Origin of the sequence: Streptomyces sp. AC550_RSS872 (assembly GCF_019049285.1) — a bacterium.
Taxonomy (GTDB): domain Bacteria; phylum Actinomycetota; class Actinomycetes; order Streptomycetales; family Streptomycetaceae; genus Streptomyces.
In genome coordinates, this window is the sequence record NZ_JAGMUL010000114.1 from 46,609 (window position 1) to 72,565 (window position 25,957).

The following is a 25,957-nucleotide window of genomic DNA, read 5'->3' on the forward strand; positions in this document are numbered from 1 at the left end:
CGCCCGACCGGCGTCGGACCCCGCCCGATGGGGCGGCACGCATGCGCGCCCCACCGGCAGCGAAATCCCCCCACGACCCGACACCGCACCAGCCGCTCGCACGAAAGGGGACCGGCCGCATGCCGACTCCGGACCACGCGGTCGCGCCCCTCCGGGCCGACCGCCCCCGCTACCTCGATCCCACCGCCCCCGTCGACACCCGGGTCCGCGACCTGCTCTCCCGTATGACGCTGCGCGAGAAGGCGGGCCAGCTCAACCAGCGGATGTACGGCTGGGACGCCTACCGACGCACCCCCGACGGCGGCTTCGAACTCACCGACGCGCTCTACGCCGAGACCGACCGCTTCGAGGGGCTCGGCGCCCTCTACGGCCTCCAGCGCGCCGACGCCTGGTCCGGCGTCGACCACACCAACGGGCCCGGCGCCGAGGACGGTGCGGCCCTCGCCGCGCTCGTGCAGCGGCATGTCGTCGAGCGCAGCCGGCTCGGGATTCCCGCGCTGTTCGTCGAGGAGGTGCCGCACGGGCACATGGCACTGGACGGCACGGTCCTCCCGGTCAATCTGGCGGCCGGTGCCACCTGGAACCCCGGGCTGTACGAACGCGCCGCCGCCCACGCCGCCGCCGAACTGCGGTCCCGCGGCGGCCACGTGGCCCTCGTCTCGGCGCTCGACATCGCCCGCGACCCCCGCTGGGGCCGCACCGAGGAGTGCTTCGGGGAGGACCCCTACCTCGCCGCCCGGTTCACGGAGGCCGTCGTACGCGGCATGCAGGGCGAGCCCGCCGAGTACTTCGCCGCCGACAAGGCTCCCGTCGTCCTCAAGCACTTCGCCGGACAGGGCGCCACCGTCGGCGGCCGCAACTCCGCCGAGTCCGAGCTGGGCCTGCGCGAGCTGCACGAGATCCACCTCCCGGCCGCCCGCGCAGGCGTCCGCGCCGGGGCAGCCGCCGTCATGGCCGCGTACAACGAGGTGGACGGAATGCCCTGCTCCGGGAACCGGGCGCTGCTCACCGGACTCCTCAGAGAACGCTGGGGGTTCGAGGGCCTGGTGATGGCCGACGGCCTCGCGGTGGACCGGCTCGCCAGGATCACCGGCGACAAGGTGTCCGCGGGCGCCCTCGCGCTCGGCGCCGGTGTCGATCTGAGCCTCTGGGACGAGGGCTTCACGCATCTGGAGGAGGCGGTCGAGCGGGGGCTGGTGGCCGAGGAGGTCCTCGACACCGCGGTCGCCCGCGTCCTGCGGCTCAAGTTCAGGCTGCGGCTGTTCGATCAGAAGGCCGGGACCGGGGACGGCACCGGGGACGGCACCACCCCCTTCCCGGCGCATGGCCGGGAGGTGAGCACGGCTGTCGCCCGGAGCGCGGTCACCCTCCTGCACAACGACGCCGGGGTCCTGCCCCTGCCGGCGTCCGTCACCCGGGTCGCCGTCCTCGGCCCCCAGTCCGCCACCGTCGCCCACCAGTTGGGCGACTACACCGCGCCGCAGCGCCCCGGCACGGGAGTGAGCCTCCTCGACGGACTACGGCGTCTCGCCCCGCCCGGCCTCGACATCCGTCACGCCCCCGGCTGCGCCCTCACCGGCGACGACCTGTCCGGCATCCCCGAAGCGGTCGCCGCGGCCGCCGCCTCCGACCTGGCCGTGCTGGCGCTGGGCGGCAGCAGCGCCCGTACGCCCGGCACGGAGTTCGACGCCAACGGTGCCGCGCGCACCGTCGTCTCCGAGATGACCTGCGGCGAGGGCGTCGACCTGGCCGGGCTGCGGCTCGGGAAGGCCCAGAACGCGCTGCTGGAGGCCGTCGTCGCGACCGGGACGCCGACCGTGGTCGTGCTGGTCCAGGGCCGGCCGCACGTCGTCCCCGCCACCGCAGCCGCCGCCCTGCTCACCGCCTGGTACCCGGGCCCCTGGGGCGGCGACGCGCTCGCCGAGGTACTGCTCGGCCTCGCCGAACCCGTCGGCCGGCTCCCGGTGTCGGTGCCGCGCTCCGCCGCCCAGCTCCCCGTGTACTACAACCACAAGGACACCGAGTACGGCGGCTATGCGGACGAGGACGCCGAGCCGCTCTACTCCTTCGGGCACGGGCTGTCGTACACGAGCTTCGCGTACGGCCCGCCGCGGCTGTCCGGGCACACCGTCGAGGTCGACATCACCAACACCGGTCGGCGTCACGGCCGTTCCGTCGCCCAGCTGTACCTGCGCCGGCTGCGGACCCCCGTATGGCCGCGCACGCTGGAGCTGTGCGGCTTCCGGGCCGTCGACCTGGCGCCGGGCGAGACCCGTACGGTGACGTTCCCGCTCGGCGCCGGTCTGCCCGGCAGGGACACGGTGGTCGAGTTCCGTGTCGCGGAGTCGGCGCGGGCGGCCCTGACCGCCGTACCGACTCAGAGCTTCACGGCGCCCGACGAGACCCCCTTGTAGAACCACCGCTGCGTGATCACGAACAGCACCAGCACCGGGATCACCGAGATCACCGATCCCGCCATCACCAGCCGCTGGTCGTAGCCGAACGACGACGTCTGAAGCCGGGCCAGGCCCAGCGTCAGCGTGAAGTGCTCCTCGGAGCGCAGCACGATCAGCGGCCAGAGGAAGTCGTCCCAGGCGCTGATGAAGGTGTTGATGGTGACGACCAGGATCGCGCCGTACGCGGACGGGAGGTACAGGTGGCGGAATCGCTTCCACTCGCCCGCGCCGTCCAGCATCGCCGCGTCCTCGATCTCGCGCGGCACGGCGAGGAACGCGGCCCGCATGATGAGGACGTTGATCGCGGCGACGAAGCCGGGCAGCCAGACACCGACGAGGTTGTCGACCAGACCCATGTCACGGACGCTCAGGAACAGCGACACCATGATCGACTCGAAGGGGAACATCATGGAGGCCATCAGCAGCACCCACACCAGTCCCCGGCCCTTCCAGGCGGGCTTGGAGAGCATGTAGCCGGCCATCGTGGAGAAGACCAGCTGACTGGTGATCGAGATGACCGCGACGAACAGGCTGTTCCGGATGTACGTCCACACCGGGACCTGGGCGAAGACCTGCTCGTAGGCCCGCAGGGTGGGGTGGTGCGGGAGGAGGGAGGCGCCGGCGCCGAAGACGTCCTCGGTGGGGCCCTTGAGCGACGACAGCACCTGCCAGGCCAGCGGGCCCACGGTGATGAACAGGACGAACACCAACAGCAGGTAGCGGACGACCAGTTCGCGGGGGCGGCCGTAGTCCCGCCAGCGCGGGGTCAGGCGCCGGTTCTTCTCGACGGCCGTCGTCATCCCTCGTCCTCCTTCGTCAGGCGCTGGGCGAGCAGCGTCAGGCCCAGGGTGAGCGCGAACAGGGCGACGCTGACCGCAGCGCCGTATCCGGCGTTGCCGGTGAGCGGGTCGAGGCCGACGTCCCGGATGTAGAAGGGGAGCGTGCGGTCGGCGCCGCCGGGGCCGCCGGTGGCGCCGCCGAGCATGTAGATCTCGGTGAAGACACGCAGCGAGCCGATGCCGGTGAGGGTGCCGACCAGCATCATCGACTGGCGTACGCCGGGCACGGTCACGTGCCAGAAGCGGCGCACCGCCCCGGCGCCGTCCACGGCGGCCGCCTCATGGAGTTCCCTGGGCACGTTCCCGAGGGCGGCCAGGTAGAAGATCATGTACCAGCCGAGGCCCTTCCAGAGGGTCAGGCCCATCGCCGACAGCAGGATCAGCCAGGAGTCGGACAGGAAGGGGATGGCGTCCCGGATGATGTGCGCCTTCTGGAGCCAGGTGTTGACCAGGCCCTGGTCGCTCAGCAGCCACTGCCAGCTCAGGCCGACGACCACGCTGGAGGCGAGGACCGGGGTGTAGAAGGCGGAGCGGAAGAAGCCGATGCCCGGGAGGTTCTTCTCCACCAGGACCGCGAGCAGCAGCGGCAGCAGGATCATCAGGGGGACGACGATCACGGCGTACAGGATGCTGTTGCGGGTCGCCAGCCAGAAGTCCGAATCCCCCAGCATGCGGGTGTAGTTGTCCAGCCCCACCACGTTGTACGCGCCGCCGAGCGGCTTGGCGTCGGTGAAGGACACCAGGATCGTGTTGAGGAAGGGGAAGACGCCGAAGACCGTCGTGCCGACGATCGCCGGGAGCATCCACAGCCAGGGCAGCCACCAGCGGCGGTAGAGCGCCGCGCCCCCAGCGTCCGCCGCCGGGCCGGGCGTGACGGAGCGGAGGGCGCGGCGCAGGCGCCCCGGCGGTTCGGGTACGGAGCCGGGGCGGGGGGCGCCCGCCCCGAGGGGAGCGGGAACGGGCGCCTGGTCCACGGTGTGCTGAGCCATCGTCAGCTGCCCTGCTTGATCAGCTCGTTGCCCTTGGCCTGAGCGTCTTCGAGGGCGTCCTCGGCGCTCTTCTTGCCCTGCATGGCCAGCTGGATCTGGGCCGAGATGGCGTTCAACTCGCCCGGTGTGAGGGCGACTTCGTCGGCGGTCGCGGTCTTGCGGTCACTGGCGACGATCTTCCGGGCCTCGGCGAAGGGGTCGGTGCCCTTGACCGACTGGAAGAACGGGTCGTCCAGGGAGGCCGTGGTCGACGGGAAGATGACCACGTTCGGGTCCTTCGCCCACTCCAGCTGGTTCTTCGCGTTGGTCAAAAACCGCGCGAAGGCGAGTGCGGTCACCGCGTTCTTGCTGGTGGAGGCGGTGCCGATGTACTGCGGGGCGCCGACGGTGTGGCCGAGGTCGTCCAGCATGAAGCGGGCGACGCCGGTCTTCTTGTAGACGGTCGGGTTGTTCTGCTGGATGAACCGCAGGAAGTTGGGGTTGGTGGGGCCGTAGACCAGCTTGCCCTGGCCGTAGACGTTGGCCGGGTCCTGCGTGGAGGAGAGGGAGTCCCGGGGCATTCCGCCGGCCTTGTAGAGCTTGGTCATGGCCTCGACCCACTGGGCGGTCCTCGGGTCGTCGGCGAAGGTGAACGCCTTGCCGTCGGCGGAGAAGATCTTGATGCCCATCTGCTGCCAGTCCGCCGGGATGCGCAGCTGCGGGTTGGCGAGGAAGGCGTGGTACTTGCCGCCCGAAGCCTTGGCCACCTTCTCCGCGTCGGCGAACAGCCCGAGGACGGTCGTCGGAGGTTTGGCCGGGTCCAGGCCCGCCTTCTTCATCAGCTCGGTGTTGAAGGTCTGCACGATGCCGCCGGAGTACCAGGGCAGCACGCTGTGCACCTTGGTGCCCGAGGCGTCCGCGTAGAGGCTCGATTTCCACAGCGCGGGGACGAACGGCTCACCCGCGTCCGGTGCCTTCTTGTCCAGGTCGATCAGATAGCCGTTCTTGGTGAGCGCGATGGCCGTGTTGACGTTGATGTTCACCACGTCCGGCAGCGTGCAGCCCTGTGCGTCGGCGACCAGGCGCTGGGTGAAGGTGGCGTCACCCGGGTCGTCGATCCACTTCACCTCGGCCCCCGGGTGCTCCTTCTCGAAGGCGGCGATGACGCCGTTGAAGTACGCGCCGAAGTCCTTCTTCAAGTTGGTCGTCTGGAAGGTGATGTCGCCCTTCACGTCCCCCGTGAGCGCGCCGGGCCCGACGTTCGCCTTGTCGACCTTGCAGCCGCCGGCCGTGGCCTCGCCGTCGTCGGAGCCGCCGGAGAGGCCGCAGCCGGCGGCCGCGAGTGCCAGGGCGAGGAAACATGCCAGGGATCCGGGAAGTCTGCGTGCGCGCATGGGTGCCCTCCTGCGGCCGACCGAGCCGTCTGGTTCGCTGGTGTTTGTCCGTTCGTTCGCTGGTTCAAATCACCAACTTGGACGCTGATTGATGAAAAGGTGGACCAGAATTCATCGGAGGTCAATGGGTTGCCGGGTTGCTTTTGCGTTCCGTTCCGTTCCGTTCGGTTCAGTGCCGGTGCTCGTGGTCGGGGTGCGACGGGTCGCCCGGGTGCTCGTGGCCCGGGGTGTACTCCACGCCGGTGCGGGCCTGGTCCAGCCAGGCGAAGAACGCCCAGCGGGCTGCCGCCCGGCGTAGCTCGCGCTCTATGCCGGGGCGCGTTCGTTCGTAGGGCAGGAAGTCGGTGGGTGTGGCCGCCGGGGCGTAGGGGTCTACGCCGCGACTGAGGGAGGCCGGGGTGAGGTAGCGGTCCCGGTTGCGGTCGTAGTAGTCCCGTATCGCCGCTTCGGGGATGTGCTGCTGGGTTTCCAGGTGGGCGAGCAGGGTGCGGGCGGCGGGGGAATGGGACAGGGCGACGGCGATGATGCTGCCGAGGTCTGCGACGGTGCGCTCTGTGGGGGGTGCCGCGTCATCCCGTTCGGCGGGTGCGGCGCCGTGGGGGCTGGTCGCGCAGTTCCCCGCGCCCCTTGGCGGCGTTGCCAAGCCCTGGGCTACACACGCCTGTTGGGCCAGTTCGTCGATCACCAGCACCTGTGTCGCCCAGCGGCGGCGTTGGCGTTCGGCTCTGGCGAGGGTGTCGGGGCGGGTTTCGAGGTCTCGGGGTGGGACGGATTCGAGGAAGGCGTCCACGCGGGATCTGGGGACTGGGCGGCCGTCGACGAGCGCGGCGTGGTCCGTCACTTCGTCACCTCCAGCACTACCGCCTCCGTGTAGGCGACGCACCCGTGCCAGCCGGCCTTCGCCATCAGCCAGTACGAACCTGGCGGCACCACACCGGCGTCCACCTCGATCACGCACTCCGCCTGTTCGCCGCCGGCCACCGTGAAGCCCTGGGCGCCCGGCGTCACGCCCGCCCAGGTTCCCCATGAGGAGACCGTCCACAGAGTGCCGCTGATCGGGCCCCGGGTGGTGTTGCGGAGGGTCACGGGGACGCGGGTCCGTTCGCCGCGGCGTACGGTGATCCGTTCGACTCCCAGCTCTGTCAGGAGGGTTGGGCCCCTGTGCCCGTCCGGCACATCCAGTGCCACCACGTCCTCGTACGTCTGCCCGCCGTACGACAGCCGGGCGGCGAGCCAGTGCCGCCCCGGCTCGGCGTCGGGCGGTGGCGTCACCGTGACCTCGGCGACCGTGAACCCGCCGGGGCCCAACGCGTACGGCAGCCCGGGCGGTTCGGTGGACCAGCCGGGCGGGACGTGGAGGCTCACGGTGCCCGAGACCGGTGCGTCGGTCAGCTCCGAGGCGACCCGGAGCGTGGCCGTGACCGGGCCGTCGGAGACGGTGAGGGCGGTCGGGGAGACGTACACCGCGACCGGCATGTTGCCGCGTGGGGCGGGGCCGGAGTTGTGGAGCCAGTAGCGGGTGGGGACGGGCTGGGCCGGCTCGTGGGCGGCGATGCCCTGGCCGGGTGCGGTGGTCGCGTCCGTCGTGGCCAGGACGGTCGCCACCTCGAAGCCGGTCAGGTCCAGGTCGAGGGCCCCCTGAACGCCGGGTGGCAGCGGCTCGCCGCGCCTCTCCAGTACGTCCGCCCGCGCACCGTCCGTCCACTCCCGCGGCCCGCGCACCCGCGCCCGCACGGGCCGCCCGTTCACCTCGTGCATCCGGATGACGACCCCGCTCCCGGGGTCCGCCGGCGCCACGCTTCCCCGGGCGAGCGGCGACCCGGCCGGCTTGAGCGCGTCGAGCAGCACCTCTCCGGCCGGCTCCAGGCCCAGCAGCGCGGTCCTTCTCGGCAGTGCGGCATCCTCGGCCGCCGTCCGCCTCAGCCGCGCCGTCAGCGGATGGTTGAAGGCGTGTCCCGCCTGCGGCAGCCGCAGCTCGCGCCAGTCGCCCGCGCCCGCGACCACGGCGTACTCGAAGGTGTGGGACCAGCGCTGGAGCTGGAACGCGGAACCGTCGGGCGCCGTGCGTCGGGGCGGGTCCACCCAGATACCGGACGGCCAGCCCGTGCAGGAACGCATCAGGGACATGTAGAGGTCGCCGGAGGCGGTCACCACACAGCCGGGTGTCCCCCGGTTCAGCACGGCGAAGCTGCGGCCGTCCCACGCGTCCCCCGGCGGCAGCGCCTCCCCGCCGCCCGCCGCCGTGGCTGTCAGGACGGCGTCGTCCAGGTCGGCGATCAGTGCGTCCACGGCCTTGGCGTCGTCCTCGGGCCGGGCGCCCGCCACCACGAGCAGCGGCAGCCGCTCCAGGTCGCGCAGGTCGGCGCCGGGCACCCACTCCTCCCGCAGCGAGGCCCGCGGCGCGACCCATACGGCGGCCACTCCTCGTTCGGCGAGCTGCCGACGCAGTTCCCGTCCGGCCGCCGGATCCCAGCCGAGGGCCTCCGCGACCAGCGAGTTGCGCTCGGGGGCGCCCACCGCGATCCGGATGTCCGGCAGGTTGGAGTCGACCTCCAGGTCGCCGTAGCGCGGGCCCCCGGCGATCGTCGAGGTCGCCGTCACACCCACGCGCACCAGGGCCGCCGCGAGCGCGGTGCCCAGCTCACCGGCGCTGTCCCAGGAGCTGTACACCAACTCGGCGACCCCGATGGACCGTTCGCCGAGCGGCCGCCCGGAGTCGTCCTCGACCGCGACCCGGGCGGTGGAGCCGATCCCGAACCAGGTGTTGGCCGGATTGTCCAGGGTCCACGGGAACTCCTCGCTGTCCACCTCCACGAACCCGAACCCGCGCCCGATCACCGCGTCGGCCACCTCGTGCACCGGCAGCCCGCCCCGCACGTCGGAGGGCCAGCGGACCCGGATGAGGCGGTCCGCGCCGTCGTAGCCGTCGATGGTGGTGGTGAGGTCGAGGCGGTCGACGCCCTTCCAGAGCGTCAGCTGTTGGGTGTACCGGAACAACCCCAGATCCGCGCGGACGGTGATCCGGGATCCGGCGGGGGAGTGCTCGACATCGACGTCCGCCGTGACGTCGCGGCCGCGGGCGGCGGTGGTGCCGGTCGGGGTGAGGTGCCAGGGGCCCTCGCCGAAGCGCGGGTGCCTCGGGTACTCCTCCTGGACGACCAGCTCGTTGCCGATGTCGCCGGGGCGCAGGAGCTCCCGGCCGGCCTCCGTCATCGACCGCAGACTGCTGACGGTGCCGCCGCGTGCAGGGTCGACCGTCACCTCGTAGAACTCGTTGCGGATCGTCGTGCCCTCGCCACGCGTCCACTCGGGGACCGTACCGTCGGCGAGCGCGAGCGCCTTGATGCCCATGCCGGGCACCTTCGGGACGACGACCCGGAGTTCGCCGTCCTCCCGTACGGCGGGCAGGGGCAGGCCGGTGTCGTCCAGCGGGACGAGCCCCGGGTCGTCGACGGCCAGTACGTCCCCGCGCTCCCAGGTCGCCGCGTTGAAGACCACCAAGTCCGGTGCGCCGCCCGGGAGTTGGGTGACCCTGCTCGCCAGGGCGTCGGTCGCGTCGGCGTGCACGGTCTCGGCGAGGTCGTGCAGCTCCCGCCAGCCCGTGAGCAGGTCGATGTAGACCTGGTCGGACTCCGAGCCGGTGATGGCGTCGTGGTGGGCGCCGTAGACCAGCTGCCGCCAGGCCTTGTCGAGCGCCGCGTCCGGATACGGGTGCCCGGTCACCAGCGAGGCGAGCGTCGCCCAGGCCTCCGCGTCGGCGAGCAGGGTCTCGCCGTGGCGCTGGGCCTGCTTGGTGTCGATGTAGGAGACGTCCTTGCCGGTGTAGACCGGGTTCATGTCCCGTGTCTGCGGGGAGGCCCTGCGGCCCTCCGCCTCCAGCTCCGCGCGGACGGCCGCGAAGAAGTCCCGGGGGATCCCGCTGACGAAGCGCGGCCAGACGTAACGGGTGTTCCAGTCCCGGTGGATGCCCATCACCCAGCGGCACGGCGGCGCGTAGTCACCGCCGACCGGGAGGAGGACGTTACGGGTGAGTGCGACCTGCTTGAGCCCCTTGAACAGCTTGAACGCGGCCGCCTCCGCCTCCGGCAGGGTCGGTGTGTTGTCGATCGCCCAGCCGGCGCCGTAGTGGTTGACCATGTACGCGGTCAGCAGCCCGCGCCCGGACGGGGCGATCCAGCTGAACTCCGCCGGGAACTGCATCCGGTTCGGGTCGCGCGGCTCCTCGCCGAAGACGGACAGGGTCGGTCCCCACTGGTGGAAGGGCCCGCGCGCCCAGGAGCTGGAGCTGACCCCCGCGTCCGCCATCAGCCCCGGGAACTGCGGATCGTGCCCGAACGCGTCCAGCTGCCAGGCCGTCTCCGGCGACGCCCCGATGATCCCGCGCTGGAAGCCGTCGCCGTACAGGGCGTTGCGTACGGTCGCCTCGGCGCCGGTGAGGTTGGTGTTCGGCTCGTTGTAGGTGCCGCCCATGATCTCGACGCGGCCGGTGCGGATCAGCTGGCGCAGGAAGGCGCGCTCCTCGGGGAAGGCGTCCCAGTAGGGCTTGAGGTAGTCGACCTCCGCGAGCACGAACGTGTACGCCGGGTCGCGCCGGGCCAGATCGCAGTGGGCGCGGACCAGACTCATGCCGGACTGGCCGCGCGAGTCGAAGGTGCGAGCGGGCAGGCCGGTGCCGGCGGGGTCGTCGGCGACGTCCCAGGTCTCGGTGTAGGCGGCCTGGGTGTTCCACCAGACGGGGTCGTAGTGGAAGTGGCTGACCATGAACATGGTCCAGCCGGGCTCGGCGGCCGTGAACGCGGCGGACTGCTCTGCCCTCAGGGCCGGGTCGTCGGCGTCCTCGGCCGTGACCCTGAGGTGCGTACGGTCGCCGGGGGCCAGGTCGGTCGTCACCGGTATCTCGGCCCGTGCGGTGCCGTCGTCCCCCGTGGTCACCTCGGCGGTGCCGTGGACACCCGGGCCCTCGACGGTGAGGCGGACCGTCCGTCCGGGGGTCCCGCCGATCTCCACGGTCACCACCTGCCGCGGATGGTCCTCGGTACCGACGAAGAGCTCGGTCGACTCGACAGAGATGACGCGCATGGGGCTCCTACGAGTGCTCGTGGGGAGCCCCATCCTGGCGCAACGGGATGATTCAAACAACCACTTTCCTGTTGATCAGGTGGTTGATCCATACACTCCGAGCCGGGTTCAGCGAGTCCGGCGGTTCTTCACCGCGTGCCGCGGGGTGATGTGGTCCGTCAGGGCGAGCGAGGCGCTGGCGCGCTGGTAGGAGACCTGGCCGACCCGGACGTAGAGGCAGTCGACGATCATCAGGACGGAGTGCCGGCCGCCGATGCTGCCGGTGCGGAAGCTGGTCTCCGAGGTGGCCGAGATGAGCCGGATGTCGGCGGCCTTGGCCAACGGGGAGCGCGGGTCGGTGGTGATGGCGATGGTGGTGGCGCCCCGCTCCTTGGCCATCTCGAACGGTTCGAGGGTCTCGCGCGTGGCCCCGGAGTGCGAGATGCCGATGGCCACGTCGGCCGGGGTGAGCAGGGCCGCTGAGGTGGCCGCGCCGTGCACCTCGGTCCAGCCGCGGACCTGGCAGCCGATGCGGAACAGCCGGGTCTCCGTCTCCTGGGCGACCGCGCCACTGCCGCCGACGCCGTACACGTCGATGCGGCGGGCGCGGGCCAGGGCCTGGGCGGCGCGTTCGAGGGCGTCGAGGTCGATCCGCTCGATGGTCTGCTGGATCGCGCGCAGATCCGCGCTGCCGACGACCTGGACGACCCGCTCCAGGCTGTCGTCCGGCGAGATGTCGGGGCCGATCTCGGCGCTGCCCCAGTCGGAGACCTCGCCCCGGCCGCGTTCCTGGGCCAGCTCGATCAGCAGATGCTGGTAGGAGTCGAGCCCGATGGCCCGGCAGAACCGGGTCACCGTCGCCTGGGAGGTACCGGTGCGCCGGCCCAGCTCGGCGGCCGAGCAGTGGGTGACGGCGGCCGGATCCTCCAGGATCAGCTCGCCCACCTTGCGCAGGGACCCGGCCAGCCGGGGCAGTTCGGTGCGGATCAGTGTGGTGACGTCCGTCGGGGGCATGGGGAGAAGGTACCAGCCACCGTTTTTCTCACAGCTTGAATACCAGGACCGAGAGCTCCATTGCCCGTGCCGCTCGGTGTGTGATTTATTGATTCACCAATGCAGAGTACAAGGTGGTTCAATCCATCAGGCCATCAGGCCCGGTCAGTGGGCCCAGCAGTGGGGAGTGACCCGTGTCCGACGAGTCTGTGAGCGCCCGGCGCTTCGTACGCGACAGCATGGCCGTCCTCGACCGCCTGACCGGGTCCTCCCACGAGGATGTGGCCCGCGCCGCCGGACTCATCGCCGACTGCGTACGGACGGACGGTGTGATCCAGGCCTTCGGCACCGGCCACTCCCAGGCGATGGTCCTCGAAGTCGCGGGCCGGGCGGGCGGGTTGGTGCCCACCAACCGGATCAGCATCGCCGACCTCGTCCTGTACGGCGGTGAACCGCCGAGCGTCCTCGACGATCCGCTCCTGGAGCGCGAGCCCGGTGTCGCCGCCCGCCTCTACGAGCTGGCGGCCCCGCACCCCCAGGATCTCTTCGTCATCATCTCCAACTCCGGCGTCAACAACGTCATCGTCGAGATGGCCCTGCACGCCAAGGAGCGGGGCCACCGGATCCTCGCCCTCACCTCCCTCGCCCACACCCGGGCCGTCCCCGCGGGACACGCCAGCGGCAAGAAGCTCGCCGACCTGGCGGACGTCGTCCTCGACAACGCGGCCCCGCCCGGCGACGCGCTGCTGGAGCTGCCCGGCGGCGGCGCGGTGTGCGCCCTGTCCACGCTCACCGGCGTGATGCTGGTGCAGATGGCCGTCGCGGAGGCCTCGGGGCTGCTCCTCGCCGCCGGGGAGCGGCCGCCGGTGTACGTCTCGGCCAATGTGCCCGGAGGTTTCGAGGGCAACCTGGAACTGGAGAAGCGGTACGCCGGACGGATCCGGCGTACCGCGAGCTGATCACTCCACGGGTACCGGCGTCAGCGCGACGGCCAGCGGATACGCGCCGGTCGTCAAGGGGGACTTGGCGGTGCCCGCCGCGGTGTCGACCGGGACCAGGGCGTTCGCGTCCGCCGTGGTGACGTAGGCCGTATCACCGTCCCAGTCCAGGCCGACGTCGAAGGCGGACCTTCCGACGGTGACCTTGGCGCCGGGCGCTCCGGTCACCGTGTCGACGGGGGTGACGTAGTCCCCGGTGCTGGGGCCGACCCACAGCGTCCGGCCGTCCGGGGACAGCCCGAGGCCGTAGGCCTGGCCGGTGACCAGCAGCGTCGGCTCGGTGTCGTTGGTCGCCGTGTCGATCGGAGTCACCGTCGAGCCACCGGAGTTGGACACGTACACCGTCTTCCCGTCCGGCGCGGCGACCACGTTGAAGGGCCGGGGGCCGACCGCGACGGGGTCTTCGGCGGTGCCGGTGGCGAGGTCGACGGGGCTGACCGTGTTGTCGTGGATGTTGGCCACGTACAGCGTCCTGCCGTCGGGCGTGACCGCCATGTTCTCCGGCCCGTCGCCGACGCGGACGGGCGCGCCGGCCTTGAGCGTGCCGGTGTCCACGGGCTGCACCGTGCCGTCCGTGTAGTTGGCCACCCACAGCGTGCCGCCGTCCGGGGTGAGCGCGAGGCCGGCGGGGACCCGGCCGACGGCGACCGTGGCGGTGACGGTGCCGCGCGCCACGTCGAGCACGCTGACCGTGTCCGAGCCCTGGTTGGCGACGTAGGCGGTACGGCCGTCGGCGCTGACGACGACTTCGCCCGGGTTGGCGCCGACCGCGATGTTCTCGGTCGTCCCGGTGGACAGGTCGATGGAACTGACCGACGCGCCACTGAAGTTGGCCGTCAGTGCTCGCGGTCTGCCGCTGCCGTCGGTGACCCGGACGGGGAGCGCGCGGTCGAGGAGACCGGTACCCGACACGACGACCGAGCGAACGCCTTCGGTGGCGGCGGCGTCGGCGGTGAGGGTGACGGGGACCGATGCCGGGCCGGTGACCGTGCCCTCGGCGGGCTCGGCGGTGACGCCCTCGGGCACGTCGAGCTTCCAGCTGACAGTCTCGTCCTGGGCGTCGGACAGGTCCAGGGTGACCGTGGCTGAGGCCCCGGGCCGCAGGGACAGCGAGTCTGGGGAGAAGGAGGCGTCGACTCCGGGGTCCGGGGCGGTCTCCAGCATCGTCGTGGAGAGGAACTGGTCCATCACACCCGGGGAGACCTGCTCGGGCACGGCGTCCAGCGCCTTGCGCTCGGCCCTCAGCCCGTTCCAGTACCGGGTGACGGCTGCCGCGTCCCCGTCCTTGTGCGCCAGCAGCAGGTCCACGGCGGTTTCGCCCGCGCTGCCGTAGCGGCCGAGCTTGTCCAGCCAGGCCGAGGTCTCGTCGAGGAACCCGGGGTTGTCGAGCCGGGCGCGCAACCGGTCCGGGGTGGCGGCCATGTCGGCGAAGTAGCCCCTGAGCTCGGCGGCGGCCCGGTCGAGGCCGCTGTCCTGCTCGTAGGCCTCGCGGAAGGCGGCGATCAGACGGGTGAGCGTCGGGGACTCGGTCGGGTCGAGCTGGGAGGAGTAGTTGTTCTCGGCGAAGATCCGCAGCCAGGGGGCGGCGCCGGGCCCGGCGAGATCCCGTACGGAGGCGAGGAAGGCGGCCCGGGGGTCGTACGCGTCCGGGTTCCACAGATAGGCCGCCGAGGTGAAGAGGGCGATCCGGCTCGCCTCTCCCTGGACCATCGGGTTGGCGGTCACCCCGGTCGACGCGCCGGCCACACCGGGCTCACGGCCGGTGTAGGGGCCGAGCAGGAGACGGCTGGTGACGTAGTCGTTGACCGGATAGTTGTCCCAGACCAGGATCGGGTGGCCGTACACCTCGCGTGCCTGCTTCACCTGCTCGGCGGTGATGGCCGGCGCGATCACGCCCACGCCGGTCCACTCGACGACCACGGACGGGTCGAGCTTCTCCCGCAGCGCCTTCTTGTAGGGGGAGTCGGCGAGGTCGGAGTACTCGGTGGGGACCATTTCCAGGGGCTTCAGGTCCGTGTGCCCGGCGGTGAACTCCCGCCACACCGTGTTGAGCAGATGCGCCTGCGCGGCACCGGCCGCACCCCCGCCCGTCCCGAACTCGGCCTCGTCGGCGGCGCAGTTCCACTTCGTGTAGCTGATGTCGTCCAGCGGGATCGCGAAGGAGCGCACACCGATGTCGTAGAGCGAGCCGAACTTGGCGGTGAGGGCCTTGATGTCGGCGTCCGAGGAGTAGCAGACGGAGAGGCCGGGGGAGAGGGCGTAGGTGAAGCGGACGTGGTTGGCGCGGGCGCGGTCGACCAGTTCCTTCAGCCGCGCCAGTTCGGCGGGCGGGTACGGATCGCGCCAACGGGCGCGGAGGTAGTCGTCGTCCTTGGGGGAGTAGACGTAGACGTTCTGTTTCGTACGGCCGTAGAAGTCCAGCTGGGCGAGGCGTTCGGCGTGCGACCAGGGGGTGCCGTAGAAGCCCTCGATGACACCGCGCAGGCCGGCCGTGGGCCAGTCCCGGACGGTCACCGTGGGTATGCGGTCTTCGGTGAGGAGTTGGCGCAGGGTCTGGGCCGCGTAGAAGGTGCCGGTGGTGTCGCTGCCGGAGAGGGCGAGGAGGGCGCGGCCGTGGGAGCGTCCGGCGGCGAGGGTGTAGCCGCCGGAGGGCAGGCCTGCCGGGGACTTGGCGCGGAGTTTCCTGAGGGCCGCCGCGGTGGCGGGGTTCTCGGCGGGGCCGCCGACGTAGACCGTGAGGCCGGAGGCGGGCGGGCGCTCTCCCGCGGGGACGGTGACGATGTGCTCGGCGCCGGCGTCGCGCAGGACGGATTCGACGAGGCGCCGGGCGGCGGGGTCGGTGCGCGGGCCGACGACCTCGACGACCCTGTCGGGCACGGTGAACCGCCCCGGGCCCGCGTGCATGCTCTTCGGCGTCGGCCACACCTGCGGAACCCGGGTGCGGGGCTCGGGTACGGCGGCGGTGGCCGGGGCGGTGAGGCCGAGGGTCAGTAACAGGGCGGCGGTGGCCGATATCAGCGGGCGTCGGGGGCGTCTGACACGGACGGCCGGCAGCACGGGACGCGCAGGAAGCACAGGTCCTCCCGGGACAGGGTGAATGTATCCATCGGGAGATGCTAGAGATGCTGAATGCATCATTCAATGGCCGCAAGCACGCGCGGCCCACGGCAGGTGGGCGCACACTGGAGGTGTGCTGTCGGTGCTCAAGGGGGTGTCGGCATGGCTGCGTCTGGGTGCCCGAGGGTGCGGCTGTGGCGGTGGCGGCGCAGCCCGCTGAGGCGGCGCAGTGACGTCATCGAGGCCTGGGTCGTGCTGTGCGCATGGCTGTTGGCGCTGGTCGGTGCCGTGTTCGCGGGCCGGCTGGCGGCGGACGCGGTGGTCGCCTCCGCGGAGGAACAGCGCGCTCAGAGCCGCAAGGTGACGGCCGTACTCGTGAAGGACGCGGAGGACCCGGGGGCCTCGCGGGTCAGCACCGACCATCTCGTGTGGTCCACCGTCCGCTGGACGGACCCGGACGGCACGACCCACACGGACGAGGCACGTGTGCCGCCCAGTACGCACGCGGGCAGCAAGGTCGAGGTGTGGACGGACCGCAACGGGGTCATCGCAGGCGAGCCGCTCTCCGAGAGCGAGATGACGCTGCACTCGATCGCCGGAGGCATCCTGGCCGGTGCGGGCACCGCCGGTCTCGTGCTGGGGTCCGCCTGGGTGGTACGGCTGGGAATGGAGCGACGGAGGCTCCAGCAGTGGGCCGCGGAGTGGGAGCGGCTGGACACGCCGTGGGGGTGGAAGACGGGCTGAGACGGCGGCCCACTGCCTCGGTCAGGCGACGTCCGCCGTCACTTGACGTCCGCGCTCGGCAGCGCCGACGGGGACGCGGTGTTCAGGTCCTCCAGGCCCTTGGGAATGGCGAGCGTGAGGACGGGCGCGCCCGGCTGGGGTGCGGGCGGCGTCATCTGGTCCTTGGGGAGCTTCGGCGGGGAGGTCTGCTGGAAGTTGTTCGCGTCGAAGTTCACCATGCCCGTCTTCTCCAGGACCGTCATGTGGTCGAGCACGGTGTCGTTCGCCAGGTCGGCCAGCTGACGGACCAGCGTGTTCTGCGTGGTGCCCCGGATCTTCGCGATCGTCGGGAAGATCTGCCCGTGCGTCACCCGCATGATCGCGACACCCGTGGCGTCGAACTCCTTGCCCGTCTTGGAGTCCACCGTCGCCACGAACTGCTGCTGCTGCGGGCTGGCCTGGTTGGGCAGCGTGATGTTCAGCTCGGACGCGAGCTTGCGGCAGGCGAGGTCGAGCCGGGCGTGTCCGACGACGAGGTGCTCGCCGGCCTCCTTCATCTCCGGGGTGGTGCCCCGCTGCATGGCCATCATGCCCAGCGGGTGCTCCCACAGGCCGGCGGCGCGGACCTTGACCACGAAGTCCCGGTCGGCCTCGGTCAGCGGACCGTACTGGGTGTTGGCGATGACGCGGTCCTGGTTGGCGGAGGTGGTCTCCACGCCCAGCATGGCGGGGTAGGCAAGGGCGGAGAGGGTCAGGACGAGGGCGCCTCCCACGAAGACGGTTCCTACCATGCGGCGCGAGATGGGCATCGTGCCTCCAGAGACGAGCGGCCGAGTACTCCAGGAGGTACGGACGGGGCCCGCGAAACAATCACCGCCGAGGGAAAAAACTTGGGGCCGGCCGTGCGTGGTGCGTCACACACGCGAGTTCAGCCCAGGTGACGCTCGAAGAACGCCGTCGTGACGTCCATCGACTCCCGCCACCGGGGCCCGAAGGTGTGCCCCTCGCCCGCCCACGTCCGCAGCTCCACGTCCTTGCCCGCTGCCTCGAACGCGGCGACGGTCGCCTTCGACCAGGCCAGGGGGCAGGTGTCGTCGGCGGTGCCGTGGTGGACCAGCAAGGGCTCGGTGACCCGGTCGACGAAGGTGACCGGCGAGACCTGCCGCCAGAACTCCGGGTCCTCCTCGGGTGTGCCGTGCGCGTCCTCGATCTCGTCGACGAGCGGGTCCCCTTCGGGCCGCTGGAACCGGTCGACGTTCTCCTCCGGGCGCGAGCTCACCGGAGCGAAGACGACGGCCGCGTCGACGAGGCCGGGCGCCACGACCAGCGCGTTGTACACGACCCCACCGCCCATCGACCGCCCCAGCAGCCCGATCCGCTCGTCGTCGACGTTCGGCCGGTCGGCGGACCGCAGGGCCTGGACGGCGTTGATGACGTCCTCCGTGTAACCGAGCCGCAGGTTGACGTCGTTGTCGGGGTCGTCGTCGGACCCGGCGTGGTTGCGGTAGTCGGTGTGCAGGACGACGTAGCCGTCGCGGGCGAGCAGGTCCTGCTCCCGGGGCATGCCGCGGCCGGTCGTGTACACGTCCGGGTCGATATAGCCGTGCGCCAGGACCAGCGCCGGGAAGGGGCCCTCGCCCCGGGGGACGTTCATGATTCCGGAGATGGTCAGCCCATTGGACCGGTACGTCACGGCGTACTGCGTGTAGGCGTCGGTACGCAGGCGTACGGCACCGAGGCGGAGACCGGAACCGTGGTGCTCGCGCTGGATCAGGGCCGGGAGGGAGACGGGGTCGGCGGGCGTGGGGGCCGGTGTCGTGCTCGTCGCGGCGGGGGTCGCGCCGCCCGCTCGTGTCGACGCCGGCGGATCCGTGCGCGACGTCTCGGTGCCACCGCCACCTCCGGTGCAGCCGACGGCGACCGTCAGCACCAGCCCCGCGCCGACATGGGCGGCGCCCCGCAGGAACCGCATGGGGTCGAGTATCGCGCGGATCGGCGGGGTCGGCAGCGGCACCTCACCCCGTCCGCGCCGCGCGCGAAGCACGGACGAGGGCGGACGGAGCCTGTTCCGCGTCGCCCGGCTCACCGGGCGCCGGGGGCTGCCGCCCCCAGGCCCCTGCTTCGGCCCTGAGCGGGCCGCGTCCTCAAACGCCGGAGGGGCTGGATGATGCCGGCGTCGGCAAGCCCGGTCCGGCACACCATGCATCCGCCTCCGGCACCACCCCGTCGACGAGATACGCGGCCACTGTGCCGTCCACGCACCCGTTCCCCCGGCTGGCGAACACGCCGTGGGAGTAGTCGTCGTCGAGGACCACCAGCCGGGAACCGGGCAGCACCTGCCGCAGTCGCCGGGCGCCCTCCACGGGCGTCACCGGGTCGTGCGCGGACGCGACCAGCAGGACCGGCGGGGCGGCCGGACTGCCCAGCGGCGTACGGCTGCCCGGGCGGTGGTGCCAGTACGCGCAGGCCGAGGCCTCCAGGCCGGTCAGGACCGGCTGTGGGTCCAGCCGCCGTATGCGGCGGATGTCGGCCACGATCCGGCGCGGCGCCGGACCCGGACCGTCCGCGCACTTCACGATCCGGTTGGCCGCCTCGTAGTTGCGGGATTCCGGGCTGTCGAAGGCGGAGGCGGGGCGCAGGCCGGCCACGCTGCCGTCCGTCAGGTAGGTGCGCAGGCCGTCGGCCAGACCCGTCCAGCGTTCGGTGCGGCCGAGGGCGCGGTAGACGGCACGGTCGAACTCCGCGGGGCCGAAGCCGTTCACCGGGGCGGCGGCGAGGCCCTGGCGTACGCGCAGATATGAACGCCGTACGGCATCCGCCTCGCCGCCCAGGCCGAAGCGCTCCCCGTGTGCGGCGGTCCAGGCGAAGAACGTGTCTCGGGCGCGGAGCAGGGCCCGGGCCTGGAGCACGTCGAAGTCGTACCAGTTCCAGGGGCCGACCGCACTGTCCAGCACCATGCGGCCCACCCGGTGCGGAAAGCGCGCCGCGTAGGCCGCGCCCAGGTAGGTGCCGTACGACACACCGAGGAAGCTCGTCCGCCGCTCGCCCAGCGCGGCGCGGATCGCGTCCATGTCGTACGCCGTCTGCTCGGTGGACAGATACGGCAGCACCGCCGTGCCCGCGCCGGTCGCGCAGTCGTCGGCCATCCCGCGCTGTGACCTGAGGTAGGCCTGTTCGGCGCGCGGGCCCGCCGGTACCGGGTCCGCGCCCGGAGCGGTGAACAGGCCGCCCATCGCACCGCAGTCGACCGGAGTGCTGCGGCCGACACCACGTGGGTCGAAGCCGATGACGTCGTACGAACGCCGCACCTTCTCCGGGAGCTTGGCGCGCTTGGTCACCGCGTAGGGAAGCCCGGAGCCGCCCGGGCCGCCGGGGTTGACCAGCAGAACGCCGCGGCGCTCGGCCGGGGTGCCGGAGGCGGGGACGCGGGAGACGGCGATCTCGATGCGCGGGCCGGAGGACGGGTGCCGCCAGTCGAGGGGGACGGTCAGGCTCGCGCACTCCACGCGGTCCGGCGCGGGCGGCGCCGGTACGGAGTCCGGGCAGGCGCCGAAGGTGAGGGCGGCCGTCGCGTGGGCGGGGGCGGCCGTGGGGAGCAGGGCCGCGGCGGCCGCGAGGGCGCACAGCAGGGCGGCGGGACGGGGCGGGACGGACAAGGGCACTCCCAGGCTGAGTGAGAACGGGCTAGCAAATGAAAATGATTATCGATAGCGTGTGTGCGTCAAGTCCGGCGCCCCTCCGACCGAGGGGCGCCCTGGGCTGCCTTGACGTCTGAACTCACGGCACGAAAAGGGGAGTTGTGGCTCATCTGCTGGTGGTAGAGAGCTGGGTCGGGTCGATGAGCAGGCTGCTGCCACGGGCGATCCGGGAGGGCGGGCACCAGTTCACCTTCCTCACCCGTGACCTGCATCACTATCTGCGCTCGGCGCCCGAGGGAGCGGCGCATCCGCTGCTCGGCGCCCGCAATGTGATCACGACCGACACCAACGACCTCGACGCCCTGCTGCCCGAGGTGGCGCGGCTGCACTCGGTGCTGGCCTTCGACGGAGTGATCACCTCCTGCGACTACTACCTGCCGACGGTCGCCCGCATCGCCGGACACCTCGGCCTGCCCGGCCCCGGCCCCGAGGCCGTGGAGAACGCCTGCCGCAAGGACGCCACCCGCCGCGTCCTCGCCGACGCGGGTCTGCCCGGACCGCGTTTCGCCGTGCACGAGGAGTGGGCCGGCCTCGCGCGGGCCGCCAAGGAGATCGGCTACCCGCTCGTCGCCAAACCGGTCGACCTGTGCGCGGGCATGTATGTGCGGCGCGTCGACGACGAGACCCAACTGGCCGACCTGGTACGGGCCCTGGCCGACTTCCCGGTCAACGCCCGCGGCCAGCGCCGCACCCCCGCCGTCCTCCTCGAAGAGCTCCTCGACGGCCCCGAGGTGAGCGTCGAGACCGTGTCGCACGCGGGCGCCGTGCACATGGTCGGCGTCACCGACAAGAGCATCGGCGGAGCGCCCGCCTTCATCGAGACCGGCCACATGTTCCCGGCCGAGCTGCCGCTCGCCGACCTCGACGCCGCCGAGCAGACCGCCCTCGGCGCGCTCAAGGCCCTCGGGCTGACGGACGGGGTCGTGGCGCACACCGAGATCAAGCTCACCTCCGCCGGGCCGCGCGTCGTCGAGGTCAACCCCCGGCCCGCCGGCAACCGCATCACCGAGCTCGTCCGTCATGTCACCGGCATCGATCTCGCCGCCGCCTTCGTGGACGTCGCCCTCGGCCGCCGACCCGACCTCAGGCGCACGGACACCGGCTTGCGCAGCGCCGCCATCGGCTTCCTCGTGCCGGACCGCGAGGGCACGCTCGAAGCACTCGACGCCGGTCGACTCGCCGACGAACCAGGCGTGTTGGAGGTGCAGCTCGCCGAGCCCGGCAGGACCGTGAAGGCGGCGGGCAGCAACAACGAGTACCTGGGCCATGTCATGGCCGGCGACCCCGACGGGCCCGGCGCCCGCGACCGGGTCGAGGGCCTGCTGGCCGGCCTGCGCGCCGGGACGGTGATCCGATGACCCCGGTCGGCGTCCCGCCGAAGGCGCCCTGCCGGACGTACGACGATCTCGTCGCCCAGGTCCGCGCGGGCGCCCTCGGCCCCGACCCCCGCACCCGGCGCATCGCCGTCGCCTTCACCACCCGGCAGGCCGTACGGCACGACGGGCGCGGCACCGGCTACCGCAACGAGGTCCTCAGCCTGCGGCTCGCCGAGGCCGTCGGGTCGTGCGCGGTCGAACCCGGGGAGCTGCCGGACAGCGCGCTCGACGACTGTGTCGGTGCCGACGTGGCCCGGCTGCTGGAGCACCCGCTGGCCGCGGTGCGGATCGCCGCCCTCGACGCCTACCTGATGCACGTCACCCCGCACACACCGGACCACGGGGCGCAGACCGTCGCCTTGCCCGCCGGCTCCTCGCTGGAGAAGTCCGAGGCCAGGGCGAGAGCGGTGGTCGAGCTGCTGGACCTGCCGGCCGGGGCCACGGTGCTCGTCGTCGGAGTCGTCAACTCCCTGCTGGGCGCCCTGCGTTCACGCGGGCTCGGCTATGTCCCGTGCGACCTCAAGGGCGGGGTGACGGAGTGGGAGGAGCCGGTCGTCGCGGACGCGCTCGCCGCGGCCGAGGGCTGTGACGCGCTGCTCGTGTCCGGGATGACCCTGGGCAACGGCACCTTCGAGCCGCTGCGCGAGCACGCGCTGCGGCACGGCAAGCAGCTGGTGATGTTCGCGCAGACCGGCAGCGCGGTGCTGCCCCGCTTCCTGGGGCACGGCGTGAGCGCGGTGTGCGCGGAGCCGTACCCCTTCTTCTGGCTCGACGGCGGACCCGGGGGCATCCACCGCTACCGCTGTGCCGGGGGTGCGCGATGACCACCGCCGCCCTACGGTCCACCGCCCGCCCGGAGCTGCTCACCCTGCTCGGCCGTACCCCCGTCGTCCGCGTCACCGCCGACCTGCCCGACCCCCACCCCGGATTCTGGGCCAAGCTCGAAGGGCTCGCGGCGGGCGGGATGAAGGCGCGGGCCGCCGTGTCGATGCTGCTCGGCGCCCGGGAGCGCGGCGAACTGCTGCCCGGTGCCCCGGTGGTGGAGTCCACCTCCGGCACGCTCGGCGTCGGACTCGCCTTCGCCGGGCAGGCGCTCGGCCATCCCGTCGTGCTGGTAGGCGACAGTGAACTGGAGCCGTCCATGCGGCAGTTGCTGCGCGCCCACGGCGTCCGGCTGGAGCTCGTCGACCGCCCGGCGCCGCAGGGCGGCTGGCAGGCCGCACGGCTCGGCCGGCTGCGCGAGCTGCTCGCCGAACTGCCCGGCGCCTACTGGCCCGACCAGTACAACAACCCCGACAACACGACCGGTTACGCCTCCCTGGCCGCAGAACTCGCCGTGCAGCTCGACCACTTGGACATCCTGGTGTGCAGCGTCGGCACGGGCGGCCACAGCGCCGGAGCCATCGGCCCGCTGCGCCGGCACTGGCCCGCGCTCCGGCTCGTCGGCGTCGACGCCACCGGCTCCACGATCTTCGGCCAGCCGGCCCGCCCCCGCCTCATGCGCGGCCTCGGCAGCAGCATCCACCCGCGCAACGTCGCCTACGACGCCTTCGACGAGGTCCACTGGATCGGCCCCGCCGAGGCCGTGGACAGCTGCCGCAGGCTCGCCCGGGGCAGCTTCGTCAGCGGCGGCTGGAGCACGGGGGCCGTGGCGCGGGTCGCCGCCTGGGCCGCCCGCGTACACCCGGGCGCGGTCGTCGCCACCGTCTTCCCCGACGGGCCGCACCGCTACCTCGGCACCGTCTACGACGACGACTTCCTCACCGCCCACGGCCTCGACCTCGCGGGTGCCGCCACCCGGCCCGTGGAGATACCGCATCCGTACGCCGCCGAGGCGAGCGGCTGGGCGCGGTGCACACGGGTCGCCGATCCCCTCTCTCCCGGAAGGACACGATGAAGGCCCGCCTGCGCACCGTACGTCTCGAACTCGCCGAGCCGCTGCGCATCTCCCGCTCCACCATGACCGCCCGCGACGCCGTGTGGCTGGGCGTCGAGCACGACGGGGTGACCGGATACGGCGAGGCCGTCAGCAGCGTGTACTACGGACTGGACGCCGACACGCTGGTGCGGCTGATCTCCTCGGTCGGCCTGGAACGGTTCGCCGATCCCGACAGCGCCCTCGAGGCCCTGCCGTCGGCCGCCGTACCGCCCGCCGTCACCGCCGCCGTGGAGTCCGCGCTCCTCGACCTCGTCGGCAAGCAGGCCGGCGTCCCCGTCCACCGCCTCCTCGGCGCGCAGGCACCGCCCGTGGCCGCCACCGCGCGCACCATCGGCATCACCTCGCCCACCCGCGCGGCCGCCGAGGCCCGCCGGCTGGCCGCGAGCGGCTTCGAGGTCGTCAAGGTCAAGGCGGGCACCCCCGACCCCGAGGACGACATCGAACGCGTACGGGTCATCCGCGACGCCGCGCCCCGGGTCCGGCTGCTCCTCGACCCCAACGGCGCCTGGACCACCGCACAGGCCGCCGCCCTGCTGCCCCGGTTCGCCGGCCTCGGTGTCGAGGCCGTCGAGCAGCCCCTCGCGCCCGGCGACCCGGACGCGCTGGGCGCCCTCGCCGAGAAGTCGCCGCTGCCGGTCATCGCCGACGAGGACGCCGTGTCGCTCGACGACGTCCGCCGACTGGCCGGACGCGTCCACGGCGTCAACGTCAAACTCGCCAAGTGCGGGGGAGTCCGAACCGCCCTGCGTATCGCCGAGTTGATCGAGGGCAGCGGAACAGAGCTGATGCTCGGCTGCCTCACCGCCAGCACCCTCGGCATCGCACCCGCCGTCCACCTGGCCGACCGGGCCCGCTGGACCGACCTCGACGGACATCTGCTGCTGGCCCACGACCCGTGGCGGGGGATAGGCGGCGACGACGGCGTCGTACGCACACATGCCCGTCCCGGTCTGGGAGTCGAGGAGGTGGAGGCCGCCCATGAAGACGTGGCGTGAGATGCGGGCCTTCCCGCTCGCCGTCCAGCTCCTCCTCGTCAACCAGCTGGGCGTCAACACCGGCTTCTACCTCCTCATCCCGTACCTCGCCACCCACCTCGGCGAGAACCTCGGCATGTCCGCTGCGGTCGTCGGCATCGTGCTCGGCGTGCGCAACCTCAGCCAGCAGGGCCTGTTCATCATCGGCGGCTCGGCGTCGGACCGGCTCGGGGCGCGGGGCGTCATCATCGCCGGGTGCGCGCTGCGGACCGTCGGCTTCGGGCTGTTCGCGCTGGGCGACGGGTTGCCGGTGCTGCTCGCCGCCTCCGTGCTCAGCGGGCTCGCGGGGGCACTGTTCAACCCGGCCGTGCGGGCCTATCTCACGCAGGAGGCGGGGGAGCGGAAGGCGGAGGCGTTCGCGCTGTTCAACGTGTTCGCCACGACCGGCGCGCTCATCGGGCCGCTGCTCGGCAGCGCCCTGCTCCTCGTCGACTTCCGTACGTCCGCGCTGACCGCCGCCGGGATCTTCGCGGTCCTCACCGTGGCACAGGCCCTCGTGCTGCCCGCGCGCAAGGTCGAGCCCAGCGGCACGGGTGTCCTCGGCGACTGGCGCGAAGTGCTCGGCAACCGGGCCTTCCTCGCCTTCGCGCTCGCCATGGTCGGCATGTTCACCCTGGAGAACCAGCTCTACCTGCTGCTGCCCGCCGGTGCCCGCGAGGCCACCGGCTGGGACGGGGCCGCGGGCATCGTCTTCCTCGTCGGTACGGTCGCCAACCTGGCGCTCCAGCTGAGAATCACGCGGGCCCTCAAGTCCCGTGGCAGCAGGGCGCGTTGGATCGCGGCCGGGCTCGCCTTGATGGGCCTGGCCTTTCTGCCGCCGACGCTGGTGGCGGGTACGGGATCACCCGGCCCGCTCGACGCCGCACCCGTGCTGCTCGGCGCACTGCTGCTCTACGTCGGCGTCATGGTCGCCTCGCCGTTCGTCATGGAACTCATCCCGCGCTTCGGCCGCCCCGAGCTGACCGGCACCTACTTCGGGATCTTCTACGTCGTGTCCGGCATCGCCGCGGCCGTGGGCAACACCGTCGTCGGGTGGGCCATGGACGCGGGGGAGCACGGCGGCCACGCGTGGCTTCCCTGGGTGTGCTGCGCCGCGTTCGGCCTTGCCTCGGCGGGCGGCGTGGCCCGGCTGCACCGACGCGGGGCGCTGCCGGCGGATCCGGCGCCGGTGGCTCCTGCGCCGGCTGAAGAGAGGAGCGCGGCGTGAGCGCGGCTGGTGGAGGAGGAGACGTGGAGCGGGGCTTGCTCACCGAGCGGGCGGGCGGCGGTCAAGGGGCCGGTGTCGCCAGGGCCGGTGGCCGGGAGTCCAGCGGGGCCGGTGTCGCCGAGTCCGACCTCCGGGAGCCGGGCGGGGCCGGTGCGGTCGGAGGCGGCGAGTCGATCGCGACGGCCGGCTCGTCGACCGGCGAGGGGCGCGGCGGGAA

Annotated in this window: 18 protein-coding genes; 8 read left to right on the forward strand and 10 right to left on the reverse strand. The window is 72.4% G+C overall.

The features are described 5' to 3' along the window. Window positions 1-119 precede the first annotated feature (119 nt). A complete protein-coding gene (locus KUM44_RS32340; RefSeq protein ID WP_217213310.1) occupies window positions 120-2,414 on the forward strand; it encodes a glycoside hydrolase family 3 N-terminal domain-containing protein in 2,295 nt (764 codons plus the stop codon). Here KUM44_RS32340 and KUM44_RS32345 read toward each other — a convergent pair. The 6 genes from KUM44_RS32345 to KUM44_RS32370 all read right to left on the reverse strand — a co-directional run bounded on the left by KUM44_RS32345 (window position 2,378) and on the right by KUM44_RS32370 (window position 11,729). Next, the gene (locus KUM44_RS32345) at window positions 2,378-3,256 is read right to left on the reverse strand and encodes a carbohydrate ABC transporter permease (protein WP_217213311.1); all 879 of its coding nucleotides are present in this window, start codon (window positions 3,254-3,256) and stop codon (window positions 2,378-2,380) included. The two genes, KUM44_RS32340 and KUM44_RS32345, sit on opposite strands and share 37 nt — an antisense overlap. Beyond that, window positions 3,253-4,284 (reverse strand): carbohydrate ABC transporter permease, encoded by a 1,032-nt coding sequence (locus tag KUM44_RS32350; RefSeq protein WP_217213312.1) that lies wholly within the window; start codon window positions 4,282-4,284, stop codon window positions 3,253-3,255. The genes KUM44_RS32345 and KUM44_RS32350 overlap by 4 nt, the downstream gene beginning before the upstream one ends. 2 nt (window positions 4,285-4,286) lie before the next feature. Further along, complete coding sequence (locus tag KUM44_RS32355; RefSeq protein WP_217213313.1) at window positions 4,287-5,657, reverse strand: extracellular solute-binding protein; 1,371 nt, start codon at window positions 5,655-5,657, stop codon at window positions 4,287-4,289. A gap of 169 nt (window positions 5,658-5,826) precedes the next feature. Continuing rightward, the gene (locus KUM44_RS32360) at window positions 5,827-6,498 is read right to left on the reverse strand and encodes a peptidyl-prolyl cis-trans isomerase (protein ID WP_217213314.1); all 672 of its coding nucleotides are present in this window, start codon (window positions 6,496-6,498) and stop codon (window positions 5,827-5,829) included. Next, the gene (locus KUM44_RS32365; protein WP_217213315.1) at window positions 6,495-10,736 is read right to left on the reverse strand and encodes an NEW3 domain-containing protein; all 4,242 of its coding nucleotides are present in this window, start codon (window positions 10,734-10,736) and stop codon (window positions 6,495-6,497) included. Before KUM44_RS32365 ends, KUM44_RS32360 begins: the two co-directional genes overlap by 4 nt. A gap of 108 nt (window positions 10,737-10,844) precedes the next feature. Continuing rightward, window positions 10,845-11,729, reverse strand: coding sequence for a MurR/RpiR family transcriptional regulator (locus KUM44_RS32370; protein ID WP_062719650.1), 885 nt, complete (start codon window positions 11,727-11,729; stop codon window positions 10,845-10,847). Between the two features lie 173 nt (window positions 11,730-11,902). Here KUM44_RS32370 and KUM44_RS32375 point away from each other — a divergent pair, with 173 nt between their 5' ends. Further along, window positions 11,903-12,667, forward strand: a complete 765-nt coding sequence (locus KUM44_RS32375; protein ID WP_217213316.1) for a sugar isomerase domain-containing protein — start codon at window positions 11,903-11,905, stop codon at window positions 12,665-12,667. Here KUM44_RS32375 and KUM44_RS32380 read toward each other — a convergent pair whose 3' ends face one another. After that, window positions 12,668-15,841, reverse strand: coding sequence for a beta-N-acetylglucosaminidase domain-containing protein (locus KUM44_RS32380; protein ID WP_217213427.1), 3,174 nt, complete (start codon window positions 15,839-15,841; stop codon window positions 12,668-12,670). 84 nt (window positions 15,842-15,925) lie between these two features. Between KUM44_RS32380 and KUM44_RS32385 the strand changes: the two genes are divergently transcribed. Then, on the forward strand, window positions 15,926-16,507 hold the full coding sequence (locus KUM44_RS32385; protein WP_217213317.1) for a hypothetical protein: 582 nt from the start codon (window positions 15,926-15,928) through the stop codon (window positions 16,505-16,507). A 38-nt stretch (window positions 16,508-16,545) separates the two neighbouring features. On the opposite strand, the gene KUM44_RS32390 is transcribed toward KUM44_RS32385, so the two are convergent. The 3 genes from KUM44_RS32390 to KUM44_RS32400 all read right to left on the reverse strand — a co-directional run bounded on the left by KUM44_RS32390 (window position 16,546) and on the right by KUM44_RS32400 (window position 20,142). Next, window positions 16,546-17,295 (reverse strand): DUF4142 domain-containing protein, encoded by a 750-nt coding sequence (locus tag KUM44_RS32390; RefSeq protein ID WP_217213318.1) that lies wholly within the window; start codon window positions 17,293-17,295, stop codon window positions 16,546-16,548. A gap of 119 nt (window positions 17,296-17,414) precedes the next feature. Beyond that, complete coding sequence (locus tag KUM44_RS32395) at window positions 17,415-18,458, reverse strand: S9 family peptidase (RefSeq protein WP_254390442.1); 1,044 nt, start codon at window positions 18,456-18,458, stop codon at window positions 17,415-17,417. A gap of 172 nt (window positions 18,459-18,630) precedes the next feature. Continuing rightward, on the reverse strand, window positions 18,631-20,142 hold the full coding sequence (locus KUM44_RS32400) for an alpha/beta hydrolase (protein ID WP_217213319.1): 1,512 nt from the start codon (window positions 20,140-20,142) through the stop codon (window positions 18,631-18,633). A 143-nt stretch (window positions 20,143-20,285) separates the two neighbouring features. Here KUM44_RS32400 and KUM44_RS32405 point away from each other — a divergent pair, with 143 nt between their 5' ends. Genes KUM44_RS32405 through KUM44_RS32425 form a run of 5 tightly spaced genes read left to right on the forward strand, consistent with a single transcriptional unit; the run spans window position 20,286 to window position 25,740 of the window. Further along, window positions 20,286-21,542 (forward strand): ATP-grasp domain-containing protein, encoded by a 1,257-nt coding sequence (locus KUM44_RS32405; protein WP_217213320.1) that lies wholly within the window; start codon window positions 20,286-20,288, stop codon window positions 21,540-21,542. Next, window positions 21,539-22,384 (forward strand): Rossmann-like domain-containing protein, encoded by an 846-nt coding sequence (locus KUM44_RS32410; RefSeq protein WP_217213321.1) that lies wholly within the window; start codon window positions 21,539-21,541, stop codon window positions 22,382-22,384. The genes KUM44_RS32405 and KUM44_RS32410 overlap by 4 nt, the downstream gene beginning before the upstream one ends. Further along, window positions 22,381-23,457 (forward strand): PLP-dependent cysteine synthase family protein, encoded by a 1,077-nt coding sequence (locus KUM44_RS32415; protein ID WP_217213322.1) that lies wholly within the window; start codon window positions 22,381-22,383, stop codon window positions 23,455-23,457. The genes KUM44_RS32410 and KUM44_RS32415 overlap by 4 nt, the downstream gene beginning before the upstream one ends. After that, window positions 23,454-24,494 (forward strand): dipeptide epimerase, encoded by a 1,041-nt coding sequence (locus tag KUM44_RS32420; protein ID WP_217213323.1) that lies wholly within the window; start codon window positions 23,454-23,456, stop codon window positions 24,492-24,494. The genes KUM44_RS32415 and KUM44_RS32420 overlap by 4 nt, the downstream gene beginning before the upstream one ends. After that, the gene (locus KUM44_RS32425) at window positions 24,478-25,740 is read left to right on the forward strand and encodes an MFS transporter (RefSeq protein ID WP_217213324.1); all 1,263 of its coding nucleotides are present in this window, start codon (window positions 24,478-24,480) and stop codon (window positions 25,738-25,740) included. The genes KUM44_RS32420 and KUM44_RS32425 overlap by 17 nt, the downstream gene beginning before the upstream one ends. Window positions 25,741-25,957 lie beyond the last annotated feature (217 nt).

What these genes read in the sequence shown, in the direction of transcription:
- KUM44_RS32350 (WP_217213312.1), bottom strand. Translation starts at nt 4,284, where the DNA reads ATGGCTCAGCACACCGTGGACCAGGCGCCCGTTCCCGCTCCCCTCGGG.
- KUM44_RS32355 (WP_217213313.1), bottom strand. Translation starts at nt 5,657, where the DNA reads ATGCGCGCACGCAGACTTCCCGGATCCCTGGCATGTTTCCTCGCCCTG.
- KUM44_RS32340 (WP_217213310.1), top strand. Translation starts at nt 120, where the DNA reads ATGCCGACTCCGGACCACGCGGTCGCGCCCCTCCGGGCCGACCGCCCC.
- KUM44_RS32390 (WP_217213318.1), bottom strand. Translation starts at nt 17,295, where the DNA reads ATGCCCATCTCGCGCCGCATGGTAGGAACCGTCTTCGTGGGAGGCGCC.
- KUM44_RS32425 (WP_217213324.1), top strand. Translation starts at nt 24,478, where the DNA reads ATGAAGACGTGGCGTGAGATGCGGGCCTTCCCGCTCGCCGTCCAGCTC.
- KUM44_RS32365 (WP_217213315.1), bottom strand. Translation starts at nt 10,736, where the DNA reads ATGCGCGTCATCTCTGTCGAGTCGACCGAGCTCTTCGTCGGTACCGAG.
- KUM44_RS32410 (WP_217213321.1), top strand. Translation starts at nt 21,539, where the DNA reads ATGACCCCGGTCGGCGTCCCGCCGAAGGCGCCCTGCCGGACGTACGAC.
- KUM44_RS32345 (WP_217213311.1), bottom strand. Translation starts at nt 3,256, where the DNA reads ATGACGACGGCCGTCGAGAAGAACCGGCGCCTGACCCCGCGCTGGCGG.
- KUM44_RS32380 (WP_217213427.1), bottom strand. Translation starts at nt 15,841, where the DNA reads ATGCATTCAGCATCTCTAGCATCTCCCGATGGATACATTCACCCTGTC.
- KUM44_RS32370 (WP_062719650.1), bottom strand. Translation starts at nt 11,729, where the DNA reads ATGCCCCCGACGGACGTCACCACACTGATCCGCACCGAACTGCCCCGG.
- KUM44_RS32420 (WP_217213323.1), top strand. Translation starts at nt 23,454, where the DNA reads ATGAAGGCCCGCCTGCGCACCGTACGTCTCGAACTCGCCGAGCCGCTG.
- KUM44_RS32395 (WP_254390442.1), bottom strand. Translation starts at nt 18,458, where the DNA reads ATGCGGTTCCTGCGGGGCGCCGCCCATGTCGGCGCGGGGCTGGTGCTG.
- KUM44_RS32385 (WP_217213317.1), top strand. Translation starts at nt 15,926, where the DNA reads ATGGCTGCGTCTGGGTGCCCGAGGGTGCGGCTGTGGCGGTGGCGGCGC.
- KUM44_RS32415 (WP_217213322.1), top strand. Translation starts at nt 22,381, where the DNA reads ATGACCACCGCCGCCCTACGGTCCACCGCCCGCCCGGAGCTGCTCACC.